19 protein-coding genes are annotated in these 20,028 nt (G+C 72.7%); 6 read left to right on the top strand and 13 right to left on the bottom strand.

Annotation, left to right across the window (positions count from 1 at the left end; genetic code table 11):
- Positions 1 to 167: 167 nt before the first annotated feature.
- Together EST92_RS12510 and EST92_RS12505 are read left to right on the top strand one after the other, a co-directional pair.
- Positions 168 to 1,994, top strand: coding sequence for an alkyl sulfatase dimerization domain-containing protein (locus tag EST92_RS12510; RefSeq protein ID WP_174243995.1), 1,827 nt, complete (start codon positions 168 to 170; stop codon positions 1,992 to 1,994).
- 95 nt (positions 1,995 to 2,089) lie between these two features.
- Positions 2,090 to 4,120 (top strand): NB-ARC domain-containing protein, encoded by a 2,031-nt coding sequence (locus EST92_RS12505; protein ID WP_129281009.1) that lies wholly within the window; start codon positions 2,090 to 2,092, stop codon positions 4,118 to 4,120.
- 18 nt (positions 4,121 to 4,138) lie between these two features.
- Here the strand turns inward: EST92_RS12505 and EST92_RS12500 are convergent, their stop codons facing one another.
- The 6 genes from EST92_RS12500 to EST92_RS12475 all read right to left on the bottom strand — a co-directional run bounded on the left by EST92_RS12500 (position 4,139) and on the right by EST92_RS12475 (position 8,870).
- Positions 4,139 to 5,179, bottom strand: coding sequence for a serine hydrolase domain-containing protein (locus EST92_RS12500; RefSeq protein ID WP_129281008.1), 1,041 nt, complete (start codon positions 5,177 to 5,179; stop codon positions 4,139 to 4,141).
- Positions 5,179 to 6,099 carry a hypothetical protein gene (locus EST92_RS12495; protein ID WP_129281007.1) on the bottom strand — a complete coding sequence of 307 codons (921 nt, stop codon included), beginning with the start codon at positions 6,097 to 6,099 and terminating at the stop codon, positions 5,179 to 5,181. The genes EST92_RS12500 and EST92_RS12495 overlap by 1 nt, the downstream gene beginning before the upstream one ends.
- Positions 6,096 to 7,079: a hypothetical protein gene (locus EST92_RS12490; RefSeq protein ID WP_129281006.1), complete on the bottom strand. Its 984-nt coding sequence runs from the start codon at positions 7,077 to 7,079 to the stop codon at positions 6,096 to 6,098. Before EST92_RS12490 ends, EST92_RS12495 begins: the two co-directional genes overlap by 4 nt.
- Entirely contained in the window at positions 7,076 to 7,777 is a 702-nt protein-coding gene (locus EST92_RS12485; protein ID WP_254068784.1) for a hypothetical protein, read from the bottom strand. The genes EST92_RS12490 and EST92_RS12485 overlap by 4 nt, the downstream gene beginning before the upstream one ends.
- Before the next feature lie 16 nt (positions 7,778 to 7,793).
- The gene (locus EST92_RS12480; protein ID WP_129281005.1) at positions 7,794 to 7,979 is read right to left on the bottom strand and encodes a hypothetical protein; all 186 of its coding nucleotides are present in this window, start codon (positions 7,977 to 7,979) and stop codon (positions 7,794 to 7,796) included.
- 471 nt (positions 7,980 to 8,450) lie between these two features.
- Entirely contained in the window at positions 8,451 to 8,870 is a 420-nt protein-coding gene (locus tag EST92_RS12475) for a TOBE domain-containing protein (protein ID WP_129281004.1), read from the bottom strand.
- Between the two features lie 332 nt (positions 8,871 to 9,202).
- Between EST92_RS12475 and EST92_RS12470 the strand changes: the two genes are divergently transcribed.
- From EST92_RS12470 to EST92_RS12460, 3 genes are all read left to right on the top strand, one after another.
- On the top strand, positions 9,203 to 9,598 hold the full coding sequence (locus EST92_RS12470; protein WP_129281003.1) for a helix-turn-helix transcriptional regulator: 396 nt from the start codon (positions 9,203 to 9,205) through the stop codon (positions 9,596 to 9,598).
- Positions 9,599 to 9,738: 140 nt separating this feature from the next.
- Positions 9,739 to 10,539, top strand: a complete 801-nt coding sequence (modA, locus tag EST92_RS12465) for a molybdate ABC transporter substrate-binding protein (RefSeq protein ID WP_129281002.1) — start codon at positions 9,739 to 9,741, stop codon at positions 10,537 to 10,539.
- Between the two features lie 79 nt (positions 10,540 to 10,618).
- A complete protein-coding gene (locus tag EST92_RS12460) occupies positions 10,619 to 12,592 on the top strand; it encodes an ABC transporter permease (RefSeq protein WP_129281001.1) in 1,974 nt (657 codons plus the stop codon).
- A 113-nt stretch (positions 12,593 to 12,705) separates the two neighbouring features.
- Here the strand turns inward: EST92_RS12460 and EST92_RS12455 are convergent, their stop codons facing one another.
- The 7 genes from EST92_RS12455 to EST92_RS31605 all read right to left on the bottom strand — a co-directional run bounded on the left by EST92_RS12455 (position 12,706) and on the right by EST92_RS31605 (position 18,868).
- Positions 12,706 to 14,160 carry a SulP family inorganic anion transporter gene (locus tag EST92_RS12455; protein WP_129281000.1) on the bottom strand — a complete coding sequence of 485 codons (1,455 nt, stop codon included), beginning with the start codon at positions 14,158 to 14,160 and terminating at the stop codon, positions 12,706 to 12,708.
- Positions 14,161 to 14,177: 17 nt separating this feature from the next.
- On the bottom strand, positions 14,178 to 14,780 hold the full coding sequence (locus tag EST92_RS12450) for a carbonic anhydrase (protein WP_129280999.1): 603 nt from the start codon (positions 14,778 to 14,780) through the stop codon (positions 14,178 to 14,180).
- Between the two features lie 93 nt (positions 14,781 to 14,873).
- The gene (locus EST92_RS12445) at positions 14,874 to 15,326 is read right to left on the bottom strand and encodes a hypothetical protein (RefSeq protein ID WP_129280998.1); all 453 of its coding nucleotides are present in this window, start codon (positions 15,324 to 15,326) and stop codon (positions 14,874 to 14,876) included.
- A 141-nt stretch (positions 15,327 to 15,467) separates the two neighbouring features.
- The gene (locus tag EST92_RS12440) at positions 15,468 to 16,781 is read right to left on the bottom strand and encodes an MFS transporter (RefSeq protein WP_129280997.1); all 1,314 of its coding nucleotides are present in this window, start codon (positions 16,779 to 16,781) and stop codon (positions 15,468 to 15,470) included.
- A gap of 46 nt (positions 16,782 to 16,827) precedes the next feature.
- Positions 16,828 to 17,337, bottom strand: coding sequence for a hypothetical protein (locus EST92_RS12435; protein WP_129280996.1), 510 nt, complete (start codon positions 17,335 to 17,337; stop codon positions 16,828 to 16,830).
- Positions 17,334 to 18,608, bottom strand: a complete 1,275-nt coding sequence (locus EST92_RS12430; RefSeq protein WP_129280995.1) for a hypothetical protein — start codon at positions 18,606 to 18,608, stop codon at positions 17,334 to 17,336. Before EST92_RS12430 ends, EST92_RS12435 begins: the two co-directional genes overlap by 4 nt.
- Before the next feature lie 104 nt (positions 18,609 to 18,712).
- Positions 18,713 to 18,868, bottom strand: coding sequence for a hypothetical protein (locus EST92_RS31605; protein ID WP_006606546.1), 156 nt, complete (start codon positions 18,866 to 18,868; stop codon positions 18,713 to 18,715).
- Between the two features lie 357 nt (positions 18,869 to 19,225).
- Here EST92_RS31605 and EST92_RS12425 point away from each other — a divergent pair.
- Positions 19,226 to 20,028 (top strand): formyltransferase family protein (locus EST92_RS12425; protein WP_275540876.1); only part of this gene is annotated, 803 nt, incomplete at its 3' end.

The following is a 20,028-nucleotide window of genomic DNA, read 5'->3' as shown; positions in this document are numbered from 1 at the left end:
GGGGCGGGGTCCGGGGGCGGCGGACGGTGCGGTGAGAGGGTGCGGTCAGGGGTGCACGCCGTGGCGGGGCGGCCCGCCCGCACGCATGCGGTCACCGGGTAAATTCGGTTAAATCGGTTGCATGGGTCCTCCGACTGTGGCCCCTCGCCCCGGAGAGGTGGCGTCCCGTGACCGCTGTGCCCGTGGATGATCACGAAGACTTCGCCGACGCCGACCGCGGCTTCATCGCGGCGCTCGACCCGCCCGAGATCACCATGGACGACGGCCGGGTGGTCTGGAACGCCGAGGCCTACGCTTTCCTGGCCGGCAACTGCCCCGACACCGCGCACGAGAGCCTGTGGCGGCAGGGCCGGCTGGTGAGCCGGCACGGTCTGTACGAGATCACCGACGGCATCTACCAGGCGCGCGGCCTGGACCTGGCCAACATGACGCTGGTCGAGGGCGACCACGGCGTCGTCGTCATCGACCCGCTCCGCTCCGCCGAGACCGCCGCCGCGGCCCTGGAGCTCTACCGCAAATACCGCGGCGACCGGCCGGTCACCGGCCTGATCTACACCCACTCGCATGCCAACCACTTCGGCGGAGCCCGCGGCGTGCTGCCGCACGGCCACCACCCCGTGCCCGTCCTCGCGCCGGCCGGCTTTCTCGCGCACGCGGTGGGCGAGAACGTCGACGCCGGCGTCGCGATGGCCCGGCGCGCCGTCTACCTGTACGGAACCGGGCTCCCCAAGGGGCCGGACGGCCAGATCGGCTGCGGCCTGGGCACCGTCCCCTCCACCGGCACCATGACCCTCATCCCGCCGACCGTGGACATCACCAGCACCGGCCAGGAGGAGATCGTCGACGGCATCCGTACCGTCTTCCAGCTCACCCCCGGCACCGAGGCCCCCGTCGAGATGAACTTCAGCCTCCCGGCGCATCACGCGCTCTGCCTGGCCGAGAACGTCACCCACACCCTGCACACCGTCCTGACGCTGCGCGGCGGCGCCGTCCGCGACACCCGGGCCTGGGCCCGGTACCTGGGCGAGGCGCTGGCCCTGTTCGGCGACGAGGCCGAGGTCGCCTTCGCCTCCCACCACTGGCCCACCTGGGGCAAGGAACGCGTGGCGGCCCTGCTGGCCGGGCAGCGCGACCTGTACGCCTATCTGCACGACCAGACGCTGCGGATGCTCAACGAGGGGCTCACCGGCACCGAGATCGCCGAGGAGCTGCGGCTGCCGCCGGAGCTGGAGCGGGTCTGGGCCCACCACGGCTACTACGGCTCGCTCGGCCACCACGTCCGCGCGATCTACCAGCGCCATCTGGGCTGGTTCGACGGCAACCCCGCCCACCTGTGGGAGCATCCGCCGGCCGAGCAGGCCCGACGCTACGTGGACACCATGGGCGGCATCGAGGCCACGGTCGACGCGGGCAAGCGGTACGCCGCCGACGGCGATCTGCGGTTCGCCGCCACCCTGCTCAACCACGCCGTCTTCGCCGACCCCCACAACCTCCGCGCCCGGCGCGAACTCGCCCTCGTCTACGAGCGGCTGGGCCACGGCTGCGAGAACGGCGCCTGGCGCAACTTCTACCTCACCGGTGCGAGCGAACTGCGCGGCACCCTCGCCGAGGCCTCGCCGGACACCACCGAGCCCGAGCTGGCCCGGGCCCTGACCGTCGACCAGCTCCTCGATTCGCTCGCCATCCGCATCGACGGCCCCCGCGCCTGGTCCACCGCGCTCACCCTCGACCTCTACCTCCCCGACGAGGACCGGACCTGGCATCTGACGCTCTCCCACGGCGCCCTCACCCACCTCAGCTCGCCCGGCGCGCCCACCCCGTCCAAGGAGCGCACCCCGGACCTCACGCTCACCCTCACCAAGCCGCAACTGCTCGGCCTGCTCACCGGCGACGGGCCGGGCGAGAGCGCACAGAACGGCGAGAGCGGCGCACTGCACCAGCTTCTCGGCCTCGTCAGCACCCCGCACCCCACCTTCCCCGTCGTCACCCCCTGACGGGCCCGTCCGCGGGGCCGTCCGTCAACCTCGTGCCCCGGCGCGCTGACACCACCGGGCTGCTCCGTACACCCCGGCTGGGGCAAACTGGGCCGGTGGTGAGCAACATTCCCGAGGAGTCGACCACCTTCATCGGTCGACGAGCTGAACTGCACCGGATCGGCAACGACTTGACGGAGCACCGGCTGGTCACCCTGACCGGCCCCGGTGGTGTGGGCAAGACCCGGATCGCGATGCGGGCCGCGCGCGCGGCGGAGGCCCGGTTCCGCGACGGGGTCTGCTGGGCCGATCTGTGGCCCCTGCTGGGTGACGGCCGGCTGGTGGCCGGCGTCTGCGATGCCGTGGGGCTGGCCGACCACTCGGCGCGGTCCCCGGTGGCGGCGCTGTGCGAATGGCTCGCGGACAAACGGCTGCTGCTGGTGCTGGACTCCTGTGAGCATCTCGTCGAGGCCTGCCGCGACCTGCTCGGCGATCTGCTGACCGCCGCCCCGGGCGTGACCGTCCTGGTCACCAGCAGACAGCCGCTGGACATCGTCGGCGAGTGGACCACCGAGATCGGGCCGCTGTCCTGCACCGGCGACAACGACGCGCTGGCCCTGTTCACCGAACGGGCCGGCGCCGCGGCCCCCGGCCGGCGGCTCACCGCCCCGCGCAGTGTCGCGGCCGCCGCCGCCATCTGCCGGCGCCTCGAAGGCATCCCGCTGGCCCTGGAACTGGCCGGCGCCCAGCTGGCGCACAGCTCCGTCGAGCGGATCGCCGCCCGCCTCACCTCCCGTTTCGACGCCCTCGACGGCGACGGTCCGGTGCAACCGCCGCGGCACCGGACCCTGCGCTGCGCCATCGGCTGGAGCCATGAGCTGTGCGCCCCGCTGGAGCGGCTGCTGTGGGCCCGGCTGTCCGTCTTCCGCGGTACCTTCGACGAGGAGTCCGCGAGCGCCGTGTGCGCCGGCGGTCCGCTCACCGGGCCGGGGGTGCGCAGCGCGCTGGCCGGGCTGGCCGCCAAGTCGGTGCTCACCCGCGAGGGCTCCCGCTTCCGCATGCTCGACACCCTGCGCGAGTACGGCCGGATGTGGCTGGCCGAACTCGGCGAGACGACGGAACTCGCCGACCGGCACGCCGCCCACTTCGCCGCCCTCGGCCGCCGGGCCGAGCAGGGCTGGCTGGGCCCCGAACAGCTGGCCTGGTACGGCCGGATCGCCGACGCCCATGTCGACCTGTGCACCGCACTGGACCACTTCCTGGCCACCGATCCGGAACAGGCCCAGGAACTCGGTGCTTCGATCGGCTTCATCTGGAGCTGCTGCGGCCATCTGCACGAGGCCCGCGACTATGTGGCCAGGGCGCTCGCCGCCCACCCGGGCCCTGGCCCGGCCCGCACCAGAGCGCTGTGGACGCTGGGCGTCGCGGTGCTGCTGCAGGGCGAGCTGGCCTCCGCCGAGGCCCTGGGCCGGGAGTGTGCGCGCGCCGCGCGGGAGTCCCGGGACGCGGAGGCGGTGCTCCAAGCGGGCTACCTCATCGGCCTCACCCATCTGATGGCCGGCCGCCCGATGTCCGCGCACACCGTCGCGGCCCAGGTGCTCGGCCCGCCGCCGCACGCCCCGTTCGACTCTCCCGGGCGGCTGCGCTGTCACCTCGTACAGATCTTCGCGCTCACCGGGCTGGGCCGGCTCGACGAGGCGCGCGCCGAGGCGACCGCGCTGCGCCACGGCTGTGTGCAGCGCGGCGAGTACTGGACCCGCTCCTACACCGACTACCAGCTCTCGCTGATCTCGCTGTTCCAGGACCGGCCCGAGGAGTCGGCGGAGCACGCCCGGGCGATGCTCGCGGCCAAGCAGGGCATCGGCGACAAATTCGGGATCGCGCTCGGCCTGGACCTGCTCGCGGCCGCGCTGGCGGCCCAGGGCGACGGTGCGGCCGCCGCCCGCGTCTCCGGCAGCGGCCAGGCCGTCTGGCGCACCGTCGGGCACCCCCAGCGCGGCACCCCGGAACTGCGTGCGGTGCGCGAGAAGTGCGAACAGCGGGCCCGCGCCGCGATCGGCGACGAGGCCTACGCGGACGCCTTCCACCAGGCCAGCGAGGAGTGCCCGGGCACCTCCCTGCCCCGGATCCTGGCGGGCGACCTGTGAGGACCGGCGGCCCCCGGCTCAGTCCGGGGCCTCGCCGGCCAGCGCGTACAGCAGGTCGTAGGCGGTGCCGGTCATCCGGCAGGTACGGCCACGGCGGGTGGCCAGCGCGACCACGCCGGTGTGCGACGCCCGGTGGTAGCCGAGGAACGCCTGCTGGCCGAAGGTCGCACCGACATGGAAGAGCAACGGTCCGCGCGGCGACGGGTGCTGATACCACGTCAGGGTGTGGGTGTGGCGCTTGCGCCAGCCGCGCCGCAGCAGCGGCACCTGGACGTCGCGCAGCGCCCCGGCCAGGGGAGTGCCGTCGGGGGAGAGCAGCGCCTCCAGGTAGGTGAGCAGATCGCCCGGGGTGGCGCGGACCGAGCCGGCGGCGACGAAGGCGCCCATCTCGGTGCTGCGGACCGGCGTCACGCCGTTCGCTCGGTGGCCGATGGCATCGGTGCCCGTGGTGCCGGGCCCCAGCGTCGTGCCGGTCAGCCCGAGGGGGCGCAGCACCCGGTCGGCGAGCAGGGTCGCGTAGCCGGCGCCCGCGGCGTGGGACATGGCCGGGCCGAGCAGCGCCAGCCCGAAGTTGGAGTAGCGCCAGCGGGTGCCGGGCCGGTTCCGCGGCCGCGTCCGGGCGAAGGCGTGCAGCAGCCGCTCGGTGTCGTAGCGGGCGTAGCCGTTGTCGTACGGCTTCACCAGCGCGCCGGGGATCAGATCGGCGGGGATGCGCGGCAGCCCGGAGGTGTGGGTGGCCAGATGCCGCAGGGTGATCCGGCGCGACTGCGGATGCGCCGGCGGCACCTCGGGCAGATGCACGGCGAGCCGGTCGTCCAGGGACAGCGCGCCGGCCCGGGCCAGGTCGGCCAGCAGCAGCACGGTGAACGTCTTGGACAGCGACCCCAGTTCGTAGCGCAGCGCATGCCGTGGGGTGGGCGGCGTGAGGGCGGAGCCGCCGGTCATCACGGTCCGCCGGCCGTGCCGGGTGACGGCCACCACGACGTCAGGGGCGTCGATCAGGGTCACGGCGTCTGCCAGGCGGTCACCGAGCGCCGGTTGCGCGAGGTCGGGGCTCATCAGACCGCGGACATCGCCCGGGAGGTGGCCATCGCGGAGGCGAACGCGGCGACCAGGGTGGGGTGGTGCACCTGATCGAAGACCTGGGCCGCATCGCCCCGCGGCATCTGATGGTGGATCGGCATCGCGCCCTCGGGCGACTGCGCGGCGGCGTACCGCTCCCACAGCTCCGCGTCCAGGGCGGGCCGCGGCAGACAGGCGTCGACGACGAGGAGCTCACCGAGCAGATCCCAGTGTTCGAGGTCCGCCCAGTCCTCCAGCCAGGCCGGCAGATACCGCGTCAGATAGTCGGCGACGGCCGGCGGAATGCGCTCGGGGGCCTCGCCCCAGTTGGTGAGGTGGAAGACGGTGTGGGTGATGTCGTAGGCGATGTGCAGCTGCACCGTCCACGGTTCGGCCAGCTGCCCCAGCCAGGTACGGGCCATGGCCTGGTCGAAGTCGCTGCTGGGCGGCAGCCCCAGCTTGCGTTCGGCGTTGAGGACACCGAGCCGCCGGTTGGGCACCATCTCCAGCGTCGCCCAGGTGGCGGTGCGCCGGCAGACCTCCAGCGTCGCCTCCAGCCCCGGATGGCGGTGGCCCAGTTCGTGGAAGGTCGCATAGACCTCCACCGGCACGGGGGAGAGCGGCTCGTCCTGCTGGAGCCGGGCCAGCACATTGCCGCCGTCCAGCAGCTCCCGCCAGGCGAAGTCCAGCAGCTGTCCGGCGCGGGCCTTCTGCCGGGAGCCGGCCACCCCCTCCCGGAACAGCACCTGCATATTGAGTGCCAGCTCCCCGATGGGCTTGAGCCGTTCGGTGACCGCGATGTTGTCGGCGAGGTCGCCGGCGGTCAGCCGGAAGTGCTCACGGTGGTTGTCGAGCCAGGTCAGGGCCCGGTCGCCGACAGCGTGCAGCAGGGCGGGGGACGCGGCCGTCACGGTCACGGGGCATTCTCGCTTTCGCAGGGGGTCCGCCCGCCCACCAGCGCCGGATCCCCGGCCACCGGACCGGCCTCGGCCTCGTCGCAGGCGATCCGGGCGAGGGTGGCGGCGAACGCGGTCACCAGGGTGGAGTGGTAGCAGGCCAGGAAGGTCTCGGCCGGGTCACCCGAGGACGGCGCGGCGCCGATCTCGGGCACACTGCCGTCGGCCGCCTGGGCGGTGGCCAGCCGCTGCCAGGCCACCGGATCGAAGGGGGCGGCGGGCAGGCAGGCCGTCACGGCCAGCAGCTCGCCCACCAGGTCCCACATCTCCTCCTCCAGCCAGGTGTCCAGCCAGGAGGGGAGCCACAGCCGCAGATAACCGGCGAATTCGGGGGACAGCCGCTTCCGGTTGCGCCCCCAGTCGGTGAGGTGGAAGACGTCATGCGTCACGCCGTAGACCGACTTGCGGTCCAGCGTCCAGGGCTCCGGCAGCCGGCCGAGGCCGGTCAGCGCCAGCACGGAGGCGAAGTCGGCGTGCTGGCGGAGCCCGAGTCGCCGCTCCGCGTTGAGCACGTTGAGGGTGCGGGTGTGATCCTCGCGGGCCACCCGCCAGCCGCGCAGCCGGGTCGTGGTCTGCACCAGCGCGTCCGCGTCCGCGTGCCGCAGCCCGGCCTGGGCGAAGGTCCCGTAGAGCTCCACGGGATAGGTGGCGAACGGCTCCCCGTGGATCAGCTCGGCGAACAGCTCACCGTCCCGGGTCTCGTTCCAGGCGAACGCGAACAGCCCGCGGGCGGCCTGACGGATCTCGTCACGTGGGTGCAGTACCCCGATCAGCTGGGTCAGCTCGGCGAGTTCACCGAGCGGTTTGAGGGTCAGATTCGGGTCGGCGTCCGTCGTCACGTTCGGGGGCAGCCGGAAGAAGCCGCGTGCTTCGTCCAGCCACCCCAGGCTGCCGCGGACCATCCGGTCCAGCAGCCCGGGGTCGCCCCGGCCGCCGGTCACCAACCCCGTCCGTAGAACCGCTGAGCGGCCACGACGTGCAGCGCCACCCGGGGGTCCGCACCACCCATCTGGCGGACGAACGCCAGTCCGCTGTCGAGCCCCAGCGTCGGTGCCACATCGGGCAGCCGCGCCAGCCAGCGCCCCAGACCGGCCGCCTGCAGCCAGTCCCGGCGGCGGACCGCCCGGACGAAACCGCGGGACAGGTCGTCGGTGCGCGCGGTCAGCTGCTCGGCGAGCCCCGGGGCCAGCTTGGGCAGCGCGAGCGCCGCGAGCTGGGACACGCGGTGGGAGAGCTTCGGCCAGGGCGTGCTGACGACCCAGCCGGTCGCGGCCTCGGGCGGTGCGGGCCAGGGCTGCGCGCCCGCGGGCAGAAACGCGTGCGAGGCCTCGACCAGGCCCCGGTAGGTCCACCGCGATACCTCCGAGGCATCCGCGCCCGGTGGATAGGCCGCCAGCGCCTGCCGGACCACCGCTTCGTCCTCGGGGCCTACGGGTGCCCCGCGGTGTTCCATGGCGTACGGCGCGAGCGCATCGGCGCCGAGCACCCGGACCGCCGCCGGGGTCAGCGCGTCGTCGTGCCGCAGAATGCCGGACAACGCATAAGGGTCGCCCTCACCCCGCAGGGCGAGGGCGACCCCGGTTGCGGCATCGGCAATCACAGCGCTGAGCGGGACTGCTCCCTGCGTCTGTTCAGCCAACGCTTTCCCCTCAGCCTTATCGGTTGTCAGTCTTGGGCCGGGGGGTGGGCGGCGAGATCAGCAGCAACCCGAAAAACAGCAGCGCTGAGCTGCACTCGCGCGTATCGCGGTAAACGCCGTCGGCCTCGGCGGGTTCAAGCAGTCCCTCGACCTCGGCGGCCAGGGTGGCCGTCTCGACCGGCGCTGTGCGATCCGTAACCATGCGATCAACTCCTTCGACGAATGGGATACCAGATTCACATCGTCATTTATCGGATGCAACGGGAGAAATCGGACGAGTGCTCATCTTTCGGGCGAAGGTGATGGAGTCTCAGTCTGCCCGTGCGCCTCAACACCCTTGGGGGGAAGGGGAGTTAGTGATCATGGAGCCGGGTGCCGATGGAGTAGAGCGGTGTGGTGCTCCGGGTGGGAATGTTGCCCCGATGGCGGAGCGGGCTGCTCTGTTCGGATGCATCCACGTGGCGGCGGCACCTGCCGGGAGGGGCGCCGCAGTGGCTCGGGGGGCCAGTCGTACGCCCACATCGGCGATGTGACCGGCCGGTAGGTCCTTCCTCAGCGGCAGTTCGTCCGGCAGTCTCCGGTTGCGGTCGAGGAGCCCCAGGGTCCGCACGCCAGTGACGGCCCCGCCCCGGCCGGACGGGACCCGGGACCCCTGCCCCCGATGCCGCCGGGCTCAGCCGGTGGCGAGGGCGACCTCCGTCGACTTGATCAGCGCGGTGACCTCGGAGCCGGTCGTCAGGCCCAGGTCGTCGACCGCGTCCTTGGTGATGGCGGCGGTCAGTTCACCGCCCGCGACGGCCACCTTGACGCCGGCCATCGCGCCGCCGGCCGCGACCTCGGTGACGGTGCCGGGGATCCGGTTGCGGATGCTGACGCCGTCGAGCGTGCTGGTGGCGAGCGCGACCTCGGTGGATTTGATCAGGGTGCGCACCGCTGAGCCCGGTGCGAGGGCCAGGTCCTGCACCGCTTCCCGGGTGATCGCGGCGGTGATCTCCTGGCCGCCTTGCAGACGGACCTTGACGGTCGCCATGACCTCGCCGGGGGTGACGGAGAGAACGGTGCCGGGAATCTGGTTGCGGATGCTCAGGCTCATGGGCGGTGCCTCACCGGGAGGGGGAACAAGGGGCTTCTGGCTGTGCGGGGCCATCGGCTGTGCGGGCCTTTGACGTTTGTGGCGTATTTCCTCTTATGTCCGCTGCACTCTAGTCGTCTTCCGTGCCGCCGGCCGGGCGCGTGGTGCGGGCGCCAGGGGAGAGCCGAAGGGGGGCGGGGCCGAGGAGGGCGGCGGAATGCGTCCCGGCATGCGGGGCAGCCGGCGGACGGCCGCCGAGGTGTCGTCGGTTCCTCCGATGGGACTGACATCTGCCCTGGAGAATCGCCTCATGGCATTGCATGTGCGAGCCCATCCTGCCTATCTTGCTGCACATGCAGTCCTACACGATCGGGCAGGCGGCGCGGATCCTGGGCGTCAGCCCGGACACCGCCCGCCGCTGGGCGGATGCCGGCAAGGTCGCGACCCACCGCGACGAAGGCGGCCGCCGCCTCATCGACGGCCGCGATCTGGCCGCCTTCTCCATCGAGTTGGCGCAGAACGGCACCGGCGAGGACGACACCTCGTACACCTCCGCGCGCAACGCCTTCCCGGGCATCGTCACCGCCGTCAAGCTCGGCGATGTCGCCGCCCAGGTCGAGATCCAGGCCGGTCCGCACCGCCTGGTGTCGCTGCTCACCCGGGAAGCGGTGGAGGAACTCGGTCTGGAGGTCGGCATGCAGGCCACCGCCCGCGTGAAGTCCACCAGCGTGCACATCGACCGCACCTGACCCGTCACGGGCCGCACCCCAGCCGGACCACCGTCCCCCACCGGCAGGCTGCCTCACCTCAGCGGCGTCGCCCGTCCACGGCGCGGCTTTCCCATTGCCCGGACGACACCCGTCGTCCGCGTCCCAAGGAGTCCCGCCTCATGTCCCAGCTCTTCACCGGGCGCCGCGCCGCCGCCGCGCTCGCGACCGCCGCCCTCCTCCTGCCGCTCACCGCCTGCGGTGGCAACGGCGACGCCAAGAAGGACGAGGGCGCCACGAAGTCCGGCAGCGCCGCCAAGACGGACCTCACCGTGCTCGCCGCCTCGTCGCTGACCGACGTCTTCAAGAAGGCCGGTGCGGTCTACGAGAAGGCGCACCCGGGCACCACGGTGAACTTCTCCTTCGCCGGCTCCCAGGAACTGGCCGCCCAGGTCAAGAACGGCGCTCCCGCCGACGCCCTGGTCACCGCCGACACCAAGACGATGGACGGGCTCCGGGCCGACGCCGGCAAGCCCACCGTGATCGCCAAGAACCGGCTGGTGATCGTGACCGGTAAGGGCAACCCGAAGAAGGTCAAGGACCTCAAGGGCCTCACCGGCAGCAAGCTGAAGGTCGTCCTCGCCGCCTCCCAGGTGCCGGTCGGCCGCTACAGCAAGCAGGTCCTGGACGCCCAGAAGCTGACGGTCAAGCCGGTCTCGCAGGAGCCCAACGTCCGGGCGGTGCTCAGCAAGGTCGAGCTCGGCGAGGCCGACGCCGGCCTCGTCTACAAGACGGACGCCGCCACCGCACCGGGCAAGGTCGACGCCGTCGCCATCCCCGACGCCCAGAACGCCGTCGCCTCCTACCCGGCCGCGCCCCTCAAGTCCTCCCGCCACAGTGCCGCCGCGACCGCCTTCGTGAAGTGGCTGAGCACGCCGGAGGCGCAGAAGATCCTGCAGCAGGCGGGCTTCCAGAAGCCGTAACCGGCGGGGCGCGCACGGGAGTCCGGCCCCGCAGCGGACCCGTGCGCGTCACCCGGCCCGCCCCGATCCCAGGAACGCCATGAGACGTCTTCGCATCCCCGCCCCGGCCCCGGCAGGCGGGCCTCGCGCACCCGGCAGCCGCGCCCCGCTCGCGCTGGCCGTGCCCGCGCTGATCGCCGTCGCGTTCCTGCTGCTGCCGCTCGTCGGCATCCTCGCCCGCACCACCTGGAGCGAGCTCGGCACCCATCTGACCTCTCCCGGCGTCCTCGAAGCGCTCCGGCTGTCGCTGCTGGTGTCCTTCTGCGCGCTGGGGCTCGCCCTGCTGCTGGGCGTCCCGTTGGCCTGGCTGCTGGCGCGGGTCAGCTTCCCCGGAAAGGCGCTGGTCCGCTCGCTGGTGCTGCTGCCGATGGTGCTGCCGCCGACCGTCGGCGGTGTCGCGCTGCTGCTCGGCTTCGGCCGCCGCGGACTGCTCGGCCCGTGGCTGGAGGACACCTTCGGCATCGTGCTGCCGTTCCACACCTCGGGCGCCGTGCTCGCGGCCACCTTCGTGTCGATGCCGTTCCTCGTCATCAGCCTGGAGGGCACGCTCGCCGGGCTGCGCACGAGCTACGAGGAGACCGCGGCCTCCCTGGGCGCCTCACCCGTACGGGTCTTCTGCACCGTCACCCTCCCCATGGTCGCCCCCGGCCTCGCCGCCGGCGCCGCACTGACCTGGGCCCGGGCGCTCGGCGAATTCGGCGCCACGATCACCTTCGCCGGCAATCTGCCCGGGGCCACCCAGACCCTGCCGCTGGAGGTCTATCTGCTGCTCCAGGACTCCCCGGAAGCCGCCACCTCGGTCTCCCTGCTGCTGCTCGTCATCGCCATGGCCGTGCTGATCTGTCTGCGGGGCCGCTGGACCGGCGCCACCACCGGCCGCCCGGCCCGCACCGTACGGCCGGCCGACGACACCGCCCTCCCGGCGCCGCCCGCCACCGACACCGCGGAGCCCGCCACCGGATCCGCGGCGCCCGGGGAGCGCTGGCCGCTGCACGCCGAGGTCACCGGCTTCAACCAGCTCACCCTGGACGCCGGTCCGGGCACCACCATCGCCGTCGTCGGCCCCAACGGCGCCGGCAAGACCACCCTGCTGCGCGCCCTGCTCGGCCTCACCCCGCGCGCCCGCGCCGCGCTGCGCCTCGGCGACACCGACGTCGGCGCGCTCCCCCCGCACCGCCGCGGGGTCGCCTGGGTTCCCCAGGACGGTGCGCTGTTCCCCCATCTGACGGCGCTGACCAACACCGCCTACGGGCTGCGCGCCCACGGCATCCCGCGCGCCGAGGCCCGCCGCACCGCGCAGCAGTGGCTCGACCGGCTCGGCGTCGGCCCGCTCGCGCACCGCAAGCCCGCCCAGCTCTCCGGCGGCCAGGCCCAACGCGTCGCACTGGCACGGGCGTTGGCCGCCCGGCCCCGTCTGCTGCTGCTCGACGAACCGCTCGCCGCGCTCGACCAGACCACCCGCGCGCACGTCCGGCACACCCTGCGCGCCCATCTGGCGGCCTTCGGCGGCGTCTGTCTGCTCGTCACCCACGACCCCGTCGAGGCGGTCTCGCTCGCCGACCGGGTGCTCGTCCTCGACGACGGCCGGGCCCTCCAGGACGCCCCGCCCGCCGAGGTCACCCGGCATCCGCGCTCGCCCTGGGTCGCCCGGATGCTCGGCCGTAACGCCTGGCCGGGCACCGCCGCCGGCGACGGCCTCGCGCTGGCCGACGGCGGCCGGCTGGTCCTGGCCGACCGTCTCCCCGACGGCGTCCGGGCGCTGGCGATCATCGCCCCGGAAGCGGTGTCCGTCCACCTCGACAAGCCGGCGGGCAGCCCCCGCAACGTCTGGCCGGGCACCGTGCGCGAAATCACCTCCGCGGGCAGCCGGCTGCGGGTCCTGGTCACCTCCGACCGGGCCCCCGATCTGGTGGCCGAAATCACCCCCTCGGCCGCCCTCGAACTCGGCCTCGCCGACGGGGTGTCCGTATGGACCAGCGTGAAGGCCACCGAGGTCTCCGTCGTCACGCTCTGAGCGCCGGCGGCGGCCCGGTCACCTCATTCCGGTCCGGCGCGCCCCCGCGGGTACCCCGCCGGCCCCTGCCTGGCGCCTGCCCGCCCCTCCGCGCGGCGGGCAGGCGCCACCGGTCAGGACACCAGCTCCACCGTCTGCCGGCTCCGACGGTGCTGTTCGGCCCAGTTCGTCAGCGCGGCACCACAGGCGTGGTCGAGATGGCGCAGCCCGCTCAGGTCGAGCTCCACATCCCGGTCGGCGGGCAGCGTCTCCAACTGGTCGAGGATCTTGGGCAGCCGCAGGAACGTGGCGTTGCCCACGGCGCGCACCTGCACCGGCTCCTCCTCGTCGTCCGGGGTGTGGATCTCCAGGTGGACGTGGGAGGTCTCCCAGGCCGTCTTCGCGACGGCCAGCAGCAGACCGATGAGGACCCCCTCGAACATGTTGACCGTCACGATGGCGAGGGCCGTGACGACGAGGACGAGCGCCTCACCGCGGTGCTCCCGCCACAGCGGACCCAGCTCCCGCACCGGCATCAGCTTCCAGCCGGCGTGCACCAGCACGCCCGCCAGCGCGGCCACCGGCACCACGCCCAGCGCCGCCGGGAACGCCGCGGCGAACACCAGCAGCCAGACCCCGTGCAGCACCCGCGACAGCTTGGTCTTCGCGCCCGCCTGCACGTTGGCGGCACTGCGGACGATGACGGCGGTCATGGGCAGCGCACCGAGCAGACCGCACACGGTGTTGCCCGCGCCCTGGGCCATCAGCTCCTTGTCGTAGTCCGTACGCGGCCCGTCGTGCAGCCGGTCGACCGCGGCGGCGCTGAAGAGGGACTCCGCGGAGGCGATCAGCGCGAAGGCGAGGACCGTACCGAGCACCCCCACGTCGGCGAGCGCGCCGAAGTCGGCCGCGCCCGGTGGCTGGATCGCGTCGAGCAGCCCGCTGACCTCGACCCGTGCGACGGACAGATCCAGCGCCCACACCGCGAGGGTGGAGAGCGCCACCGCGGCCAGCGGCGCGGGGAAGACCCGGGCGGCGCGCCGCCAGCGCGGCCACAGCACCAGGACGGCGATGGTGCCGGCACCGATGCCGAACGCGGCCAGCGCGGTTCCCGAGCCGAGGGTGTCGCCGATCAGGCCGGGCAGCCCGGCGAGGTTGCTCAGGCCGGTGCCCGGTGCCTTGGCGTCCGTGAGGGCGTAGAGCTGCCCGGCGATCAGCACCAGGCCGATACCGGCCAGCATGCCCTGGACGACGGCGACCGAGATCGCCCGGAACCAGCGCCCCAACTTCAGGGCGCCCATGGCCAGTTGCAGGACACCGGCCGCCAGCACCAGCGCACCGAGGGCGCCGAGCCCGTACTCCTTGACGGCCTCGAAGACCAGCACCGTCAGCCCGGCGGCGGGGCCGCTGACCTGCAGGCTGCTGCCGGGGAGCAGACCGGTGAGCAGTCCGCCGACCACACCGGTCACCAGGCCCAGTTCGGCCGGGACGCCGGAGGCGACCGCCACCCCGACACACAGCGGGACGGCCACGAGGAAGACCACGAGGGAGGCGGTGAAGTCCGCCCGGAACGAAGTGAAGTGCTTCATGAGAGGTACCCGCGCCTTCACAGCGGGAGGAACAGGTCGGTGGCCGGGTGATGCGCCGCCACCAGGCCGGTGTGCACTTCGTAGAACCAGCCGTGCAGTGACACCTCACCGGCGGACAGCCGCTCCTGGACACAGGGGTAGCCGCGCAGCCGGTCGAGCTGTTCGCGCACATGCTGCTGCACCGCGGCGGAGACGGCCGCGTCCTCGTCCTGCGGCAGCCGGTCGGACACCTGCTGGGTCAGCCAGTCCCGGACGGCGGGCGCGCCGTTCAGGTCCTCGCCACGGACCCGGGCGCCGACCGCACCGCAGTGCGAGTGCCCGCACACGATGATGTCGGCCACGCCCAGGACGCGCATCGCGTACTCGATGGTGGCGGCTTCCGCACAGGCCGCCATGTCTTCCTGGTAGACGGGAACGGCGTTGCCGGCGGTGCGGAGTTCGAAGAGTTCGCCGGGCTGTGCACCGGTGATCAGGGACGGCACCACGCGGGAGTCGGAACAGGTGATGAACAGGGCGAGGGGCGACTGGCCGGCGGCGAGCCGGCCGTAGGTCTCCCGTTCGTCCTGCCGGTCGGCAATACGGGCCGTCAGGCTCCGGGCATGCTGGATGAAGGTCTCCACGAGAAGGTCTCCTGCTGAAGAGGGGGGCCACCGTGGGGGAGTGGCGAGAACGTGTGAGGCGCGGCAGGTGGGGAGGTGCACCACCGGCCGTGCTCAGCAGAGGAACACGCAGTGCAGGACGGGGAGCTGGACCGTTCTGCCCGCGGCCTTGGTGGAGTTGCCGGCCGCGGCGGTCGCGGAGGGGCAGGCGAGGGGCGGCGCCATGGGCCCGCCCCGCCAGGGCGGCAGCTGCCGGCCGGAGGGGTGGGGACCGCCGCCGGAGGCCCGGGCGGTGCGCCGGGGCTGGCCGCGCCCGGTCTCGTATGTGGTCTTCTTCTCGGTGTGCCGGTAGTCGGGCTTGACGGCCGGACGGCTTCCGGCGGACGTCATGGCGAACGGTCCGGCCGGTGTGTGCGCTGCCGCGTCGGGCGCCATCGCCAGGGTGCCCAGCAGGAACGTCAGGATCACCATCAGGGCGGTCAAGGGCAGGCGGCGCGGGCGCGACGACGGTGCGTCGCCCGGTATGCCGGTGTCCTTCCGCATCATGGTCCCCCGTGTTTCGGCCATACGGCTACACCCTGTCCTGACAGTGCATCATCCAGGTTTCCTCCGTGATAACGACAAATGACGCCATGTTTCATGATCTGCCGAATGTGCCGTCGGGCACCTTCGCTTCGCCGCCGGTCCTTCCGCGGGCCGCGTGGCCGTTCATGCCCGTTCCGTTTCCGTACGGGGTGCCTGCGGCGCGGCGCGGGCGGGTGCCGGCCGGCGGGCCGCCCACCCGAGGACGGGTATGACCGCCAGTGCCAGCAGCCCGCCGGCCAGCGCCAGCGTGCGGTAGCCGCCCAGGACGACGACGAGCCCCGAGGACATGCCCCCGACCGCACCCGCGAGGGCGATCCCGACGTCCACCAGCCCCTGGCCCGAGGCGCGTCGGGCGGGCGGCAGCGCGTCGATGACCAGGGCGGTGCCGCTGACCAGTCCGAAGTTCCACCCGAGGCCGAGCAGCACCAGCGCCGTGGCGAGCGCGGGAACCGAGTGCGGCGGTGCCAGCGCGGCGAGGGCCCCGGCGGCCGCCAGCGTCACCCCGGAAGCACCGGCGATCCACCGCCGGCCGACCCGGTCGACGAGCAGACCGGTGAGCGGGGAGGGCAGGAACATCGCACCGACGTGGAGCGCGATGACCAGCCCCGCCGCCTGGGTGCCGTGGCCGTGTGCCTGCATGTGGACCGGCGTCATCGTCATGATCGCGATCATCACGAGCTGGGTGAGGACCATGACCGTGGTGCCCACGGCCACCCCGAGCCGGTGCCCGGACGCGTCCGTCGGGCCGGCGTCCCCGTCCGTGGGGCCCTCGGCGGCGCCGTCGTCCCGTGCCGCCGCGGCCAACTGCTCGGCCAGCCGCAGCGGATCGGGCCGCAGCAGCGCGGCCAGAGCCACCGCGGCCGCCCCGAACGCGGCGACCGCCAGCAGGAACGGCCCGGCGAGCCGGGGGATGCCCCAGGAATGGGCCACCTCGCCGGTCAGCGCCACCAGGTTGGGGCCGACCACCGCGCCGAGCGTGGTGGCGAAGAGCACCGTGCTCACCGCCCGCCCGCGCCGCGCGGGCGTCGCCAGGTCGGCCCCCGCGTAGCGGGCCATCAGATTGGTGGCGGTGCCCGCCCCGTAGACCAGCAGGGACACGAACAGCAACGGCGCGCTGCCGACGGCGGCGGCCACCACGACCCCGAGGCTGCCGAGCGCCCCGACGGCGTAACCGAGCGCGAGCCCGGGGCGCCGGCCGTGGCTCCGGCAGAGCCGGCCGATGCCGACGGCGCCGAGCGCGGCCCCGGCGGTGAACAGGGCACTGGGCACGCCCGCCAGACCGGTCGAGCCGAGCATCTCCTCGGCGAGCAGTGCGCCGACGGTGATGCCCGCGGCGAGACCCGCGCCGCTGAGGATCTGGGAGAAGACCAGGACCGCCAGAATCCGGCGCTGTTCCGGCACCTCGCGGGGGGCCGGGACACCGTGGGGAGCCCTCATGATTCCTTTCGGTTCGAGTCGGCGCCGGCCGGGCCGGCAGCGGGTGTCAGGCCGCCATGGGTTCCAGCGCGGCGATCTCATCGAGTGACAGCCCCATCTGCTCATGGAGGAAGCGCACGATGGTCCAGTGCGGCAGCGCGCCCTCGTCGAAGGGGCCGAATTCCCGGCAGTACAAGGGGATCCAGCGCAGGGCCTCTTCGACCGCCTGCTCCCGTCCCGGTTCCTGCTGGTAGTCTTCGTAGGCGATGCTGCGGTGTTCGATGAAGAAGTGCCCCGGCAGCCGCTGCCCGCACAGCTCGCGGTATTCACGGGTCTGCAGAATGAGGTAGTGCCAGATCTCGTCGATGTCCTGCTCGACCGGCAGGAACAGGCCGCCGAGTTGGTCATGGTGCCGGGAGACGAGATACAGATAGCGCAGGCACTCGGTGACCTGGCGCTCCACGTATTCCCGCGGTGCGTCGCTCTTGTTCTCGAAATGCGTCACCACTTCGGTGTGCAGCGCTTCACCGAGCAGTTGCCTGAGATCGCCGGCGGATATCCACGGCTGGCTGGTCATGCTTCTCCTGTCCGGGAGGGAGCGTGGTCCGGGTCGGGGGCGGTCGTGAGCCAGGCGTACTTTCCCGACTTCCCGATGGGGAGGTGCCCGCGGTGCTCGGTGTGGCAGCGGCGCCCGGTCAGCGCGCTGACAGCCTCCGCCAGCGCCGCGGCGCGGTCGGGGTCGAGGGGCGTTCCCTGGAAGGTCGTGTACGCCAGGCGTGCTTCCGCATCGCCGGACAGCTGCAATTGGTAGACGAAGACGTGTGGTGACACCTCGGCGACGCACCGGTCGAGGTCGCCCTGGGCGACGGGGCCGCCCGGCGTGCTCAGCAATTCCTTCTGCCGGCCGCTGAATTGGGAGATCTTTCCCGGGTCCGGGGTGCCGTCCAGGGTGCGTACACAGTCGCCTGAGCGGTACCGGATCAGCGGCATATAGGGGTTGCGGACACTGGAGACGATGAGCTCGTAGAGGGTGCTGTCGGGCGCCACCGGATGGAGCTCGACCGTCATCTTGTCGAGGTGCGGCCAATAGGTGCCACGACGGTCGCTGAAGTAGAGATAGCCGAGTTCGGTGCTGCCGAACAGGTCGATGACCGGGCAGGCGAAGTGCTGGTGCAGATAACGCCGGACGTTCGCCGGGGCGTATTCATAGGCGTGGATGATGCTGGCGGGAGGCGGGAAGTCGTCCCACAGCCCCCATTCTCCGACCTTCCGCAGCAGATGCGCCAGGTGATACCCGGAGCAGTCGAGGTGGTACCAGCCGCGCGGATGCGCCTGCCGGGCGTCCTGGATCTCCTTGAGCATCCGCACCACCTCCGCGCGCTCCCAGAGCGCCGGGTCGAGCCGCAGATTGAGGTAGCAGGTCCGCTCGTCGAGCCACCGGTCGTCGAGGGCGGGCACCGGATCCGGCTCGGCGCCGCGCCGTGCGGCATTGACCCGGGCCACGTGTTCCGTCGCCAGCACCGTGGTCAGGGAGACCCGTCGGCAGCCGGACTCCCAGGTGTCGCCGATGTCGGGATGCGTGCGCCACAGTTGGTAGTAGGAGTGCAGCAGGAAATACGGGGGCCGGATGATCTGCATCCGGGCGTGATGGGTGCCGGTGGAGAGGACGAACTCCGCGTCTCCGGATTCCAGCGCCGCGGCCAGCCGGGGAGTCATCCAGTTGTCGGGGAAGCCACGCGCGATTTCCGGCTTGTCGAGCACCGGGAAGTAGCCCTTCGCCAGCGACTCGCGGTAGATCGGTATGTCGCGGATCTGCTCGATGACCTCGGAGGTCGGCTGCCCGTCCATGGAATCCTCGTCACTCTTCGGAATGCGGTGCCCGGGAGCGGCCGTTTGGCCGGCGGCGGGGGGTTCTTCGCCGGCCCGCTCCCGGGCACCTCGGTGGCGCAGGGTCAGGAAATACAGCCGGCCTTGGGTGCGGCGCTGATGCAGCCGGACTTCGGCGCCGCGCTGATGCAGCCGTTCTTCGCCGCCTGCTGCGCAGAGTTGGCGGCGAGCCAGTTCTGCCAGACGCCGTCCTGGGCCATCTTCTTGATGAGCTGCTCCACGGGAACCTCCGGTGTGTGCGATAGACGGGTGGTACAGGTGTTGACCTGCACCGATGCCGGCACCACGAAGGTAAAAGTATGACCAAGTGAATGTCAATGAAGGGCAATGCTGTAGGGCGGGGGAAGGGGGTTCGGCGCGCCAACTTTGGCGGGATTTCGTCGAGATGATCAACAGGGGAACCATGTGACGGCCCGTCAGGTGAGGTGCGGCGCCGCCCGCCGGGACCCGCATTGCGCCGCACGGCGGCCGTCGATCGGGTGACCCGGACTCGCGGACGGAGCCCCGCGGCCGCGGGCGGGGAACGCTCAGGATCAGCCAAACCCGCCCATCGGTTTCCAGCTCCAGGGGAGTCTGCCGTGCGCATTCTGCTCATCGCCGGCGCGTTCAACAGCCTGACGCAGCGCGTGTACGCCGAACTCGGCGACCGCGGACACCAGGTGAGCGTGGAGCTGGTGACCCGGGAGACACCGCTCGCCGAGGTCGTCCGGCGCCGTTCCCCCGACCTGATCGTGGCGCCGATGCTCAAGACGGCCGTCCCCCGTGAGGTGTGGTCCGCCCGGCCCTGTCTGATCGTGCACCCCGGCCCCGTCGGCGACCGGGGCCCGTCCTCGGTGGACTGGGCGGTGCAGCTGGGCGCGGACCGGTGGGGTGTCACCGTCCTCCAGGCCAATGACGAGATGGACGCCGGTGACATCTGGGCCGCGGTCGAGTGCCCCGTCCCCGGTGTGGGCAAGAGCGACCTGTACCGCAACGAGATCGCCGATGCCGCGGTCGAGGCGGTCCTGACGGCCGTCGCCCGGGTGGCGTCCGGCACCCATCGCCCGCAGCCGCAGGCCGCCCTGTCCGCCGCCGAGAGAACCGGCCGCCCCCGGCCGCCGCTCCGCCAGGAAGCGCGCCGCATCGACTGGCACCGCGACCCGACCGACACCGTCGTCCGCACGCTGCGCGCCGCCGACTCACAACCCGGCGTCCGGGACGAACTGCTCGGCGACATCTGGTATCTGCACGGCGGTCACCCCGAGGACACCCTGACCGGCCGGCCGGGCGAACTGCTCGCCACCCGGTGTGGCGCGATCTGCCGGGCGACGGCCGACGGCGCGGTGTGGATCCCGGAACTGCGCCCGCCCCGCACCCCCGGGGAGCCCGGCCGGTCAGGGTG

The sequence above is a fragment of the Streptomyces sp. TM32 genome (genome assembly GCF_004122755.1).
In the GTDB taxonomy this organism is placed as follows: Bacteria; Actinomycetota; Actinomycetes; order Streptomycetales; family Streptomycetaceae; genus Streptomyces; species Streptomyces sioyaensis.
Note: the sequence above shows the minus strand (reverse complement) of the source record. Positions and strands in the feature narration are given on the sequence as shown.

Bases quoted from the DNA above. Each gene is read 5' to 3' on its own strand.
- EST92_RS12500 (WP_129281008.1), bottom strand. From the start codon at position 5,179: ATGAGCCCCGACCTCGCGCAACCGGCGCTCGGTGACCGCCTGGCAGAC.
- EST92_RS12480 (WP_129281005.1), bottom strand. From the start codon at position 7,979: ATGGTTACGGATCGCACAGCGCCGGTCGAGACGGCCACCCTGGCCGCC.
- EST92_RS12475 (WP_129281004.1), bottom strand. From the start codon at position 8,870: ATGAGCCTGAGCATCCGCAACCAGATTCCCGGCACCGTTCTCTCCGTC.
- EST92_RS12470 (WP_129281003.1), top strand. From the start codon at position 9,203: ATGCAGTCCTACACGATCGGGCAGGCGGCGCGGATCCTGGGCGTCAGC.
- modA (WP_129281002.1), top strand. From the start codon at position 9,739: ATGTCCCAGCTCTTCACCGGGCGCCGCGCCGCCGCCGCGCTCGCGACC.
- EST92_RS12460 (WP_129281001.1), top strand. From the start codon at position 10,619: ATGAGACGTCTTCGCATCCCCGCCCCGGCCCCGGCAGGCGGGCCTCGC.
- EST92_RS12455 (WP_129281000.1), bottom strand. From the start codon at position 14,160: ATGAAGCACTTCACTTCGTTCCGGGCGGACTTCACCGCCTCCCTCGTG.
- EST92_RS12445 (WP_129280998.1), bottom strand. From the start codon at position 15,326: ATGGCCGAAACACGGGGGACCATGATGCGGAAGGACACCGGCATACCG.
- EST92_RS12440 (WP_129280997.1), bottom strand. From the start codon at position 16,781: ATGAGGGCTCCCCACGGTGTCCCGGCCCCCCGCGAGGTGCCGGAACAG.
- EST92_RS12435 (WP_129280996.1), bottom strand. From the start codon at position 17,337: ATGACCAGCCAGCCGTGGATATCCGCCGGCGATCTCAGGCAACTGCTC.
- EST92_RS12430 (WP_129280995.1), bottom strand. From the start codon at position 18,608: ATGGACGGGCAGCCGACCTCCGAGGTCATCGAGCAGATCCGCGACATA.